The 12,797-nt window shown below is 59.6% G+C and carries 6 protein-coding genes; 4 read left to right on the forward strand and 2 right to left on the reverse strand.

The genetic code is table 11. From position 1 onward, the window contains the following. Positions 1-42: 42 nt before the first annotated feature. Entirely contained in the window at positions 43-1,470 is a 1,428-nt protein-coding gene (locus tag AC24GY_RS09015; protein WP_487682139.1) for a DUF1501 domain-containing protein, read from the reverse strand. A 15-nt stretch (positions 1,471-1,485) separates the two neighbouring features. Beyond that, the gene (locus AC24GY_RS09020) at positions 1,486-4,008 is read right to left on the reverse strand and encodes a PSD1 and planctomycete cytochrome C domain-containing protein (RefSeq protein WP_487682141.1); all 2,523 of its coding nucleotides are present in this window, start codon (positions 4,006-4,008) and stop codon (positions 1,486-1,488) included. Positions 4,009-4,154: 146 nt separating this feature from the next. Between AC24GY_RS09020 and AC24GY_RS09025 the strand changes: the two genes are divergently transcribed. From AC24GY_RS09025 to AC24GY_RS09040, 4 genes are all read left to right on the forward strand, one after another. Beyond that, positions 4,155-5,027, forward strand: coding sequence for an alpha/beta hydrolase fold domain-containing protein (locus tag AC24GY_RS09025; protein WP_422322341.1), 873 nt, complete (start codon positions 4,155-4,157; stop codon positions 5,025-5,027). A gap of 302 nt (positions 5,028-5,329) precedes the next feature. Then, positions 5,330-7,006 (forward strand): hypothetical protein, encoded by a 1,677-nt coding sequence (locus tag AC24GY_RS09030; RefSeq protein WP_422322343.1) that lies wholly within the window; start codon positions 5,330-5,332, stop codon positions 7,004-7,006. Between the two features lie 4 nt (positions 7,007-7,010). Next, a complete protein-coding gene (locus AC24GY_RS09035; RefSeq protein ID WP_487682143.1) occupies positions 7,011-9,767 on the forward strand; it encodes a GAP1-N2 domain-containing protein in 2,757 nt (918 codons plus the stop codon). Then, the gene (locus AC24GY_RS09040; protein ID WP_487682145.1) at positions 9,764-12,796 is read left to right on the forward strand and encodes a hypothetical protein; all 3,033 of its coding nucleotides are present in this window, start codon (positions 9,764-9,766) and stop codon (positions 12,794-12,796) included. The genes AC24GY_RS09035 and AC24GY_RS09040 overlap by 4 nt, the downstream gene beginning before the upstream one ends. The last annotated feature ends 1 nt before the right edge of the window (position 12,797 follow it).

Consider the following 12,797-nt stretch of genomic DNA (forward strand, 5'->3'; position numbering starts at 1 on the left):
ACGCCAGATGCAACGCGTGCGTCACACAGGAGGCCAATTCGCTCAGGCGATGATCTCCTTCGCCACCGTACCGTAAACATCCGTAAGACGGAAATCACGGCCTGCATAGCGGAAGGTAAGCCGTTCGTGATCAAGGCCCAGCAGGGCCAGCACCGTGGCGTGCCAGTCATGGATGTGCATCTTGTTCAGTACGGCCTCGTAGCCGTAGTCGTCGGTCAGGCCATAATTCATGCCACCCTTCACCCCGCCACCGGCCATCCACATGGAGAAGCCTTTGTTGTTGTGATCACGCCCATCATCCCCCTGGCTGTGGGGTGTACGGCCAAATTCCCCGCCCCAGATGACCAGTGTGTCCTTGAGCAGTCCGCGCTGCTTCAGATCGGTGAGCAGACCGGCGATGGGCTTGTCGATCGCCCCGGTGTTGCGCTCTAGTGAGGCTTTCAGATTGAAGTGCTGATCCCAGTTGCCGTTGGTAAGTTCGATGAATCGGACGCCTGCTTCAATGAACTTGCGCGCCATCAGGCACTGCTTGCCAAAGGCATCTGTCTCCTGCTCATCAATGCCATACAGCGCCTTCGTGGCCGCTGTTTCCTTGCTCAGGTCCATCACCTTCGGCACCTCGGCCTGCATGCGAAACGCCAGTTCATACGATTCGATCACTCCTTCCACCTCGGCGCTGACACCGCCGTCCTGCTGCATGCGCGCTTTGTTGAGCGCCTGCACCAGATCCAGCTGCGTGCGCTGCTCCTCGGTGGTGTAGCGGTTGTTTTTGATGTTCGCCACCGTGGCCTGTTCTGTGCCGCCGAACCGCCGGCCTGCGGCACCACCGCCGGGAAGAGCGTTGCCGCCGATCTTGGTGCCCTGATAAATGGCAGGCAGGAATGCGCTGCCGTAGGTGCGTGTCGCATTGCCGGGTGGATTGACCGTGATGAATCCGGGCAGGTTTTCATTCATGGTTCCAAGGCCATACAGGGCCCAGGATCCCAGCGACGGTCGCACAAACTGAGTTGTACCGGTATGGAGCTGGGAAAACGCCTGCGGATGCGCCGGCAGATCTGTGGCCATCGAATTCAAAATGCACATCTCATCCGCATGCTTGCCCAGATTGGGGAACAACTCTGAGATGTACAGGCCGCTCTTGCCCTGTCGGTTGAACTTCCAGGGCGAGGCCATGAGCTTCGCGGTGCCGTAGCGTCCGGCAGCTGAGGGCGCGCCCTTCCCGTTGTCCGCGATCAGCTTGGGCTTGTAGTCAAACGTGTCCACATGCGACGGAGCCCCCTGCATGCAGAGAAAGATCACATGCTTGGCACGTGGCGCGAAATGCGGCGTTTTCGGTGCCAGCGGCCCGGTGGCGGCCTGGGGATTGGCGCGCAGCGCCTGCTGCTGCGCCAGTGCAGCGAAGGCCAGGTAACCGAAGCCGTTGGAACTGGTCTTCAAAAACTCGCGCCGGGAGAAGGGTGTCGTGTTCATGATGTGGGATGTGCTTTAATTGAGGTAACGAAACTCGGCGCTCGCGATCAGGCTCTGGCAGAAGGCGGACAACGCGGCAAAATCCGCCTGTGCCTTCGCCTCTTTGCCGGTGCCTTTGTCCTTCGCGATCTGCTGGGGGAAGCGCATCCAGAAATTGCTGATCGCAGCTTTCTCCTGCGGGGTCGGTTCACGGCCAAACGCCAGTTCATAGGCGTAGCTCAGGCGTTCGGCGGAGCTTCCCGGGTATTTGGCAATTCGTACTGCAAACGCATCCGCCGCGCTCTGCGCCTGCGGATTGTTCATCAGGTACAAGCTCTGCGAAGGCACGTTCGTGGTATCGCGATCCCCATTCACCAGACTCGCATCCGGATAATCAAAGACCGAGAGCATTTCAGGAATCTGATCCCGAATGATCGGAATGTAGATCGAGCGATAGGTGTAGGCCTTGCCCGACAGCTCTCCACGAAAGATCGAGAGCAATCCCTGACGGCCTTCACCCGCACGAGCCACCGGAGAACCATCCACCGGGTACAAATTCAGCGATCCGCTCACCGCGAGCATCGCATCGCGGATCGCTTCCGCCTCCAGCCTGCGCTGGTTCATGCGCCAGTGCCACTTGTTGTCAGGATCGACGGCATAGTTGGCCACATCGTAGCCTGATCCCATCTGGTAGGCGCGGCTCATCATGATCTCCCGGATCAGCTTCTTCACCGACCAGCCGTTCTCCATGAACGACACCGCCAGATAGTCCAGCAATTCGGGGTGGGAAGGCTTCTGGCCCATCGTGCCAAAGTTGTCCGGCGTCGGCACGATGCCGCTGCCCATGAGCTTTAACCACACGCGGTTCGCCATCACACGTGCCGTGAGTGGGTTGTCCTTCGAGGCGATCCAGTAGGCCAGATCGAGCCTGCCGCTGCCGCTTTGCGGGCTGATGTTCAGCGGCTCACCTTTCGCGCACAGCACCTCCACGAGTCCACGTGGCACCACATCGCCGGGCTGCTTGATGTCGCCACGGATGAGGATCGGGCTGTTGAACGGCACCGAGCGATCCATCACCCCCATGGCCAGCGTGCGCGGCGTGCCATCCTCATAAAAGAGATCCACGTCCGCCTTCACCTCTTCCGCACGATCACGCGCACCACGGATGCGCAGGAAGCTCGCAGCACCCGCCTTCTCGCGATCCTGCTGACGCATGGCGAAAACCTCCTTTTGCACCTCGGCGGCGGCGGTTTTCGCCCGCTCATAGTTGGCTTTAAGCTCTGCCACTTCAGACGGTGAAATCTTCGCCAGGGAGGCCGTCTGCCCGGCGGTACGATCCAGTTCGATCAATCCTGCGGTGTTGTTGTTCTGCAGCTGCTCATACGTGCCAAACAGCGTCTCGCTGCTGAGGAAGATGCCCGCCAGCGCGTAGTAGTCACGCTGCGTCACCGGATCAAACTTGTGATCATGGCAGCGTGCGCAGGCCAGTGTCAGACCCAGCATCGACTGCGACACGGCATCGATCTGCTCATCGACCACATCCATCGAGAACTGGCGGCGGTCGCGGTTGTTGTGCCCCTTGGAACCGATCGCCAGAAAGCCCGTGGCCACGATCTTGTTCGCCTGATCGCGCTTGCTGTCAAATTTCAGCAAGTCGCCTGCGATCTGCTCCTTGAGGAACTGGTCATAGGGCTTGTCCTTCTTGAACGACTCAATGACGTAGTCGCGGTAGCGCCACGCATGCGGGTAGAGCACATTCACCTCCTTGCCGCTGCTTTCTGCATAGCGCGCCACGTCCAGCCAGTGCCGCGCCCAGCGTTCGCCATAGCGTTCGGAGTCGAGATACATGTCGATAACACGCTTCACGGCTTCCGGCGACTGATCAGCGACAAACGCCTTCACTTCATCCGGCGTCGGCGGCAGTCCTGTCAGATCAAACGCAATGCGGCGGATCAGGGTGGGCCGGTCCGCGTCTCGCATGGGGCGCAGCCCGTTGGCTTCGATGCCTGCCAGCACAAAGGAGTCGATCTCCGTCTTCGCCCAGCCTTCTGTTTTCACCGCAGGAGGCGCAGGCTTCACCGGCTTTTGAAAGGCCCAGTGCTTGCGCCCTTCATCCATGTCGATCACGCGCTTGCCACCGCCCGCATTCACCACCTTGTTTTCACGCGGGTCAGGCGCGCCCATCTCGATCCACTTCTTGAAGTTCGCGATCACATCGTCCGGCAGCTTCTGCTTCGGCGGCATCTGCATGTCCTCGTTCTTCCAAGTCATCGCCTCGTACACGCTGCTCTGCGCGATGTTACCCGGAGTCACCCCCGGGTGCCCCGACTCCCCGCCCAGCAGAGTCGCCTGCTTGGTGTCCAGCGTGAGTCCGCCTTTGACCTTGGAGGATTCGGCGGAGTGGCACTTGTAGCAGGACTGCACCAGCACCGGCCGGATGTTCTTCTCAAAGAACTGCAGCTGATCCGCTGGAATGCCAGCATGCGCCGCCTCGGTGGCGTCAGCGGCACGCAGAGCCAAGGGAGCAAGCAGAAGGATGGAGCAGGTCAGAGTCTTCATGGGAGGTTGAAGCGGAAGACAGCGTGTAACACCCTGGTACTAAAAAGGTTTCTCCAAAGCTGCACCTGCCTGCCATCAACGCTGAAACTCCCCGCCGACGGGAGCCGTTTGCTCCATCCCCCGTTTCTTCCCGCCCTTCACACCTCATGCGCCATCTCATCACCTCCCTGCTGCTTGCTTCCACCCTTCACGCTGCGGAACTCGTCGTTCCAGATAACGTCACATTCACCCGCGACATCGAATTCGCCAACCCCGACAACCAGCATCTGCAGGTGAATCTGGCGCAGCCGAAAGACGGCAAGGGTCCCTTCCCCGCCGTGGTCTGCATCCATGGTGGCGGCTTCCGCGCTGGCAAGCGGGAGGGGTATGACAAGCTGCTGCTCACACTCGCCCAGCATGGCTACGTGGCCATCACCGTCACCTACCGGCTGGCCCCGGCCTACAAGTTCCCCGCCGCCGTGCATGACTGCAAAGCCGCCGTGCGCTGGCTGCGGGCGAATGCTGCCAAGTATCACGTGGACCCCACACGCATCGGTGCCATGGGCGGCTCTGCGGGCGGTCATTTGGCGCAGTTCCTCGGCGTGACCGCAGGCATCCCTCAGTTTGAAGGCGAAGGCAATCCGGAACAAAGCAGCGCAGTGAACTGCGTGGTCAATTTTTATGGGCCCAGCGATTTCACCAAGAGCTACGACAAGAGCGTGGATGCCAAGGACGTGCTGCCGCTCTTTTTCGGCGGCGACCTCAGCACCAAGCGCAAGGAGCACATCATCGGCAGTCCTCTCTATTGGGTGACTCCCAATGCCGCTCCCACCCTCTGCCTGCATGGCACGGCGGATGAATACGTCGCCTATGAGCAGGCCACCTGGCTCGTGGACAAACTCAAGGCCGCCACGGTGGAAGCCGAGCTCGTTGGTTTTGAAGGCGCGGGCCACGGTCTGAAAGGTGTGCCTCCTGAAAAGACCGAGCAGCTCATGCTGGCCTTTTTTGACCGTCATCTCAAGACTGCCAAGGCCCCATAACTGCTTGTTGATTGAGTTTGCTATGATTTATCAACCATGAAAACTCGTGCTTTTCTAAGCAAAAAGCCAAGTTAAGATCGACCTTAACGGGTTTATTTTTTAATTATCCCCTACCCATGACGCAACAGGCAAGAATGAACGGCAACCACAACTCACTCTGCATTTTAAACTGCATCACTGGAGAACGCTCCCGATTTGACGGCGGAACCTTTGTGATTGGCGCCGGGCCGCATTCCGACCTGAAAATGAACTCGCCGCAGTGCCCCCAGATGCTTTGCAAGGTGACAAAAACCGGCGACGCCATGGAATTTCAGTTCAGCTGCCCGGTGCTGGTGAATGGCTCTGAAACAACTTTTTTCAGAGCCCTGCCCGGAGAGGAGCACACCATGACTGGCGCCGGGCAATTGCTGGCCTTCAAATACAGCCCCCAGCCGGGCAACTGGATGGCCCTTGGGAACGACAACTCATGGTTCGTTTACAACAGTGAACAGCATGACTGGAATGGCCCCTTTGGCCCGGAGTTTTTGAAAACCTGGCTGGGCCAGTTTTCAACCAACGCCCGCAAGCGGCTGGTGTTGATTCCCAACGGAATGGAGCAAATGGGGTTTCATGTTCACGACTCCGTGGAGATCCTCAAAATACCGCCGCCCATGACCCCGCCGGCCGAAAAAACCGCTTGGTATGACCGGTACAGCTCCATGTCGGATGAAACCGCCGAACCGGCTCCTACTCGCAATCGTTCCCATGAACCTGCGATGGAGGCCGCGGAGGTGAACAGCGAATACGGCGAATTCACCTGCCCGATCTGCTGGTTCAAATTCGACCGGGGCGATGCGATGAACATCGCCGTGCACAACAGCCTGCGGGGTGATCCCATGCTTGGCGATGAAGCCATGCAGCGCTTCCATGCCACGCGTTTCAATGATCGTGGCCAGGCGCTGGATGCCATGGGCCTGGCCACCTCCGACCTCGCCTGCCCGCACTGCCGCCGCAAGCTGCCGCCGGGATTTCTCGACCTGCCCCATCACATCTTCTCCATCGTCGGCGCGCCTTCTTCAGGCAAATCGTACTACCTCAGCGTGCTGGTCAAAATTCTGCAGAGCGCCCTGTTCCAAAACTTTGGCATCACCTTCCGAGATGCTGATCCCTCCGAGAACGTCATCCTCACGCAGATGAAGACGCAGTTGTTTTCCTCTTCGTCACCGGAGGATGCCTTCCTCGCCAAGACCGATCTGGAAGGAGCGCTATATGAGACCCTGCCCCGCCAGGGACGCAAGGTGCGCCTGCCCAAGCCTTTCATCTTCAAGCTGTCCCATCCCGACACCCCGGACAACGGCTTCTCCGTCGTCTTTTATGACAATGCGGGCGAGCATTTCGAGCCGACCCGCAACAGTGCGGACTCGCCCGGTGCCCAGCATATCGCGGTGGCCTCCGGCATTTTCTTTCTCTTCGATCCTCTGCACAACACCGAGTTCCGCGCCATGATGAAGGGCGTCACGGATCCGCAGATCAAGACCCACCGCATCGATCAGCAGGATGTCATCCTCGCTGAAACGGAAGTCCGCATCAAAAGCCTGCTCGGGCTGGACTCCCGCCAGCGCGTCTCCACACCGTTCGCGGTGATGGTGGGCAAGTATGACACGTGGGCCTCTCTGCTGGGGGATGAGCCCCTGCTGCCGGTCATTGAGGATGGCGTGGTCAGACTCGACCACATCAAGGCAAACTCCAAGCGGGTGCGCAATCTCATGGTGCGCATCTGCCCCTCCATCGTGGCCAATGCAGAGGCCATCTCCTCCAATGTGTGCTACTTCGCCGTCAGTCCGCTGGGCTCATCCCCGGTGGAGTTTCTCGACCGGGAAGGCACGCCTCGCATCGGCCCGGATCCGAAGCAGCTCAATCCCCGGCATGTGGAGGCGCCCACGCTCTGGGTGCTGTCACAGGCGACGCCTGAAATGATCCCCTCCACCTCCGCAAACTGACCTCATGGCCTGGCAGCTCATCTACACCAGCGCCCCACGCCTGATCGAAGCAGGCCGCACCGGATTCGGCACCGTGGCCAGACATCGTGCCGTCAGTGGCATGCTCGCGTCCGCTGTGGAACGCTTCAGCCAGTTTGCCCGTCTGCCGGGTCACGATCCCCGGCGCGTCGTACACGCCCACCGCATCCTGACCGTGGGTTCGGGCACCTATCATGTGCTGAGTTGTCTGCAGGACGCCGGTTCGGACTACACGGGCCGCACCAATCACATCGCCCATCACCTCATCGCCGAACCTCGGGAGATTCGCGCCCTCTCCGCCGCAGGGCTGACACCGGCGGATGTGCTGCTCTCCATGGCATGGCGCACGTCATGGAACGAAGGCCCGCGCTACCTGGATCCATCCGAGGAGGTGAACCTGTCGTCCTTCACCCCTGCGGCGTCCCACGCCTGGGCCTCCGTCACCGGCAATCCCGCCACCGCCGGCATCCTCTGGTCCCGTGAGGCACAGAGGGGATGCTATCTCATCACACCTTCTGGCATCAATGTGCTGGAGCTTTTCCGCGAGTCGCTGCAGGTGGAGTCCGCACATGCCTGGCAGACCCGCTTCACCACCTGCCTGGAGCCCAATGACGATGTGACGGACTTCCGCTGGATCGCGCTCTCATCTTCCTCCCCCATGCGCGGACAGGTGGAGACCACCAACCGCCTCGTTCTTGATCTCACCCGCCCTGACACCCTGCCGGCACCGCCGCCACCTGAGGTTGCCCAGCCTTCATCTGAACCCGCGACCACGGCGGTGCCTGAGCCCGCGCACTCCGAGCAGGTGCCGGTCTATGAACCCATGCGTTCGTCAGATGCCGCGTCAGCCCCCGTCAGCCCCATGGGTGCCTGGTCGCCTGAGCCACGCCGCAAAGCTGCAAAATCAAACAAGAGCTTCATCGGCATCTCGCTCATCATTGCCGCCGTGATGACCGTTGTCGTGGTGGGGGCCTTGCTGCGGCAGAACAACCTGAAGGAGCAGGCGCGTGCGGACTATGAGCAAAAAATCGCCGCCACCTGGAAAAACCATCAGCTCGTCCTCAACGACACGCGCAAGCTGCTCGAAGAACAGCCCGACATTGAAGAAGGAACGGCTCTGCTGAAGTCACACGAAGACTTTTTCCGCAGCATGAAGCAGGTGCTGAAGCAGCCGGGCACTTCCATCGAACTTCCCCTTCCCGCACATACTGCGGACGATCTCGAAGATCTCAAAAAGCTGCTGGAGGAATGGGCGGAACTGCATGTGAAACCCTGGACGAAGCTGCAATCAGGCCAGACCACGGTGACGGCATTGGACATTTTGGAGGCCTATCGCAAATGGCAGGACTCACGCAACGCCACGTGGAAACAGCTCTCCCATTCTCTGAGCCTGAAAGAGATTCCGCCACCCGGCGAAGAACTGGTTCAATCCCTGAAGAACGCAGCCCGGGAAGTGCTACGTCAGTCGGAGCCTGCACGCGACACCCGCGCTCATTGGGAGGAAGTGTTTAAACTCCCCGGAGACCCGAAGAACAGCACCGTTCTCGAAGTGCAACAATGGCTGAAGCTTTGGGCAGCACTGGACGATGCAGGCCCCCAGTCCCAAGCCACAGCGCAAACTGCCGCCTCCAACCATTCACTGCCAGAATGGCTGCGCGAAAAGGCTGCAGGGGTGAAGCAGCTGCCTGACAAGAAAAACGAACCCAAGATGGCGGTCAAGCCTGACGAACCGCGCACTCAAGTGGTGCCAAAACCGGTGGTCATCATCGATGATGCAGATGCGATCTCCGCCACCAATCCAATCTTTCTTTGCCTGCTTCAGCCCAACGAAGATCCGGCAGGCAAAATCGCCGGACTGAAGGTCTCTGACGACATGCAGTTGTTTGTCGGCAGCGCTTGGGCATCGCATTCGCCTCCTGATGGAAAAACCGAGCCCAAAGAGGGCGAATTGAAGAAGTGGTTGGGAGCCAGTTCAGATGGCAGTGAGAAGCTCAAGTTCGGTCCCTCAATCGTGCAAAAACTGACTGACCTGATCGTATTCTCCAAGGACGGTGTGCTGACCGCCATCCCTGAAGAACTTCGCAAATCACCCGACGGCATCAGGATCGTAGCACGCAGCGAGGACGGATTACAGGTGCTGTTTGATCTGCGACTGATCCCAATCAGCAGCGCCTCTTCCCGCCCGATGCTGACACAGGCTATTGAAGCCACGGTGATCAATGCCGCCACCGTAACACTAACCCTGCCCGTAGGTTTCCTCAGCCGGTTGCACATCGTGGGGCAGCAGGAAGTGGGCTATGTCTTGAGGCATGACGGCCCCGCGAACCAGAAGAAGTTTTTCACACTGAAATCCACGGGAAATTCTGCATTCCAAGTCATCCCCCCCATCATTCAAACCGGCTCCATGCTAAATGTGAGAGAAATCGAGAAAGAGATCAAAGAACTCGAAGCTGGAATTGAAAAGGACGTTGCCGACCTGGCGGAGAATGAGAAGAGCACGGTGTCGCCTGCTCAAAAGGCAGAGAGGAAAGAGCGCTCTGAAAAAGGCAAAGCTGCCAAGGAACTCAAACTGCAAGAATTACAGACAAAGTTGCAAAACCTCAATGGGAATGCTCCCCCGCCTTTTGATCTCCTGCCGGGGAATTTCATCCTGGCGCTGGAACAGCCGAACAAGATCGAGCTTTGTAAACTCAAAGTGGTTCTGCCCTCTGGTCATTCCCAATCCAAGCCAATCAACCCGTGAAACCTCTCACTCAAGCCATCGAGGCCATCCGCGCCGCCCTCAAAGAGGAGGTGCCACCATCCGCCGTCGAAGATGCCGCCATCATCTACGCGCAGTTTTGCTCGGACGTGGAGCGTCGGCTGGACCTTGTGGCAGCCATGCTGCAAAAAGGCAGTGACTACCAGGCCCTGCAGGTGGCCGAGGAAGATCCTCCCCTGCTGGATCTCGCCGCAGCCGTGAGTTTCGGCGAAGAAAAGAACTGGCAGATCTATTGTGAAGCACGCGGGCTGAAGGTGGCCGCGCGCGTGGACCTCCGCATCATTCAGGATCTTGAGTCACTTTATTCCCGGGGCATCTCCGCCAATCATCCGCTTTACAAAGACTTTCGCGCGGCGGTGCTCTCACGCGATGACGCGAGGTCGCTGCGTATCGTCAAAACCATCCTCAAGCTCAACCCGCAGGACGACAACGCCCGCAAGGAACTCCAGCGGCTGGAGAACAAGGCCCTGCAGGAAAAAATCGATCTGCTGCGCGAGGCGCTGAAGACAGATGACGAAGAACACATCGCCACGCTCACGGAGGACATCAAGGCCGCCGCTCCACCATCCAAGCTGGAACGCCTGGATGTCTATGAGCAGGGGGAGAACATCCGTCAGGCGCTCCGCCGCAGGCAGGCCGAGGCCCGCGTGCCCGACATGCTAAGCACCATGCAGCGGCTCAAGGCCGAAGGCAGATGGCAGCAGGTGGGGCAGATGCTGAGCGTCGTCAACGCCATGTTCAAGGAGCACGGCTTCACGCCCGCCGATGCGGTGCAAAAAGCCACCCTGGCGGACCTGACGCAATTCCATCAAAAGGAAAGGGCTGCCGATGAAAAGCAGCGCAGCTTTGACCTCACGCTCAAGAGCTTTCTCTCCTTTGTGGGGGAGGTGGAAACCCGCCTGCTCACGGGGGCGGGCGTCACGTTTGAGGAGATTGCCAGCAAGGATGAAAGCTTCATCAAACGCTGGAAGGAGCTGGAAGGCTATCAGCTCCCGGTGGCCGCTGACTCGTTGCAGCGCCTGCGCACCGCAGGCCAGGAATTGCGCCACAAGCTGGAGCGCATGCAGCGAACCAAACGTGTGGGCAACATCGCGCTGGCCGCTGCCGCATTGGTGCTGCTCTGCGGCGTGTCCGCCATCAGCCTGCATGCCTGGAAGGCCTGGACGCTCACGCAGGAGCTCGCCTCGTATCAGGCCAAAGAAAACTACAGCGCCGCAGAAAATCTGATCAAGAAACTGCGCGGCGAAGAGGAACTGCTGCTGCGCTGGCCCTACCTGCAGGCCCGGATTGAAGAAGTCAGTGCATGGGCCGCCAAATCCCGTGTCACCGGCAAGCAGGCCGCCGAAGCGCTGCTGGCACTGGAAAATTCATTCCAGGGTGAGCAGAGCAAACTGACCGCCACGCAACTCGTCAGGCAGCTCAGCGATGCCGAGGCCTTGGTGAAACAACTGGGGGGCGATGTGGCTGCCGAGCCGAAAAACCGCCTCGCAGTATTGAAGACCAAGGCGGATCTTCACCTCGCGACGGTCCTGAAAAAATTTGTCGCCAGCACCTCCACCACCCTGGCCAAGCTGGAAAAGCGCAGCACCGCCGAGCTTTCGCACGAGAAGCTCGCAGCCAATGTCAGCACCAGTTGCACGGCCATCGACAAGGAGCTGCTGCCCCTCGAAGCCCTCCTCAAGCCCGAGGTGCCGGCGCTGGCCTTCCCGGCGGATCTGGAGACGCGGATTCGCGCCCTGCGCCAGCGGCTGACCACCTACCAGGATGATCTGCGCACCTTCGCCGCCATCCGCAAAGAAACCGCCGGCGCGGCTTCACTGGACGACTACCGCAAGGCCATCACCAAGTGGCAGACCGTCAAGTTTGCCGAGGCTGCGCCCTCCCTCAAAATGCTGGACACCCTGCCGACCGAAAAAGCCTTTCAGGCCGCCCTCTTCACCGGTGGAGACAAGGACCTGCTCCAGGCTGTTCTCGATGACAAGTCCAGGTACTACATGGCGCCCGACACACTGCTCGAAGCGGAGCTGAAAATGATCCTCTCCCTTCTGCACAACGAATATTTAAACAACATTTTCGAGAGCAGCGTGATCCATTATTCCAGCAAAAAAAGCGGCGGCACCATCTGGTCCATGGGCAAACCTGAAGCGACGATCATTGGTGGCTCCAGCCGCTGGAGCGCCAAATTCTACGAGCCCGACCCGACACAAACGTCGGTGATGTTTATCCAGCACAGCTTCACCCGCGCAGGAGAGGTGGGTGAATACCAGGGGGATGCCATTGCCACCACCCGCCTGAGTCAGACCAGCGAGTTCATGAACTCCTTGGATATCGGACGCATCAGTGACGAAAAAGGAGAGCACGTGCTCAAGCCGCTGCTGGAAGTCTGTGACAAGCTGGTGCTGGACACCCGTGGCAGCCCCATCGCCAAAGCCTACGTCCTGCTCAAGCTTGAAGACATGATGCACCTGAGGCCGCGTGAATGGGGATTGGTGCACTGCCCGTCCTTGCAGCAGGATCTGCGGGATTTGCATCGAACGCTCGGCACCACGCCACTGCGCAGCGAAGACTGGCTCGTGCCGGAAATGCAGGGAAAATGGCTCACGCCGCTCACCGCCTTTTTCAAACCTTTGAAATCACGCGCCTATCTGCGGGAGGCGCTCGCCCACCGGAACTACCTGCGCGCCGCCACCAGCGCCGGATTGAAGTTTGCCGGTTATGTGGAGACCGATCTGTCTCTTGTCCTCAACTCCCAGGGACGCAGCGCGGGTGAGCTTTGGATGATCAGCAGGGAGAACGGCAAGCCGCTCCTCGTGCCCAACCCTGCTGCTGGAAAAGCCGCGTCAGATGCGCCCAAAGCGATCGTGGCCTCCGCCTCCGTTCCTCTCAGCCCGGTGTTCTTCGTGACCGCCGACCGGCGCGCACTGCTGCAGCAGTATCAAGAAGCTCTTTCCTCCACCGGAGTCGATCTCAAGCCGCTCCCTGCTGAATCCCTCTTCCTAACCAACCCCTGAT

The organism is Prosthecobacter sp. Pr1, from assembly GCF_057652315.1.

Coding starts and splice junctions, on each gene's coding strand:
- AC24GY_RS09015 (WP_487682139.1), bottom strand. CDS start 1,470: ATGAACACGACACCCTTCTCCCGGCGCGAGTTTTTGAAGACCAGTTCC.
- AC24GY_RS09020 (WP_487682141.1), bottom strand. CDS start 4,008: ATGAAGACTCTGACCTGCTCCATCCTTCTGCTTGCTCCCTTGGCTCTG.
- AC24GY_RS09025 (WP_422322341.1), top strand. CDS start 4,155: ATGCGCCATCTCATCACCTCCCTGCTGCTTGCTTCCACCCTTCACGCT.
- AC24GY_RS09030 (WP_422322343.1), top strand. CDS start 5,330: ATGGAATTTCAGTTCAGCTGCCCGGTGCTGGTGAATGGCTCTGAAACA.
- AC24GY_RS09035 (WP_487682143.1), top strand. CDS start 7,011: ATGGCCTGGCAGCTCATCTACACCAGCGCCCCACGCCTGATCGAAGCA.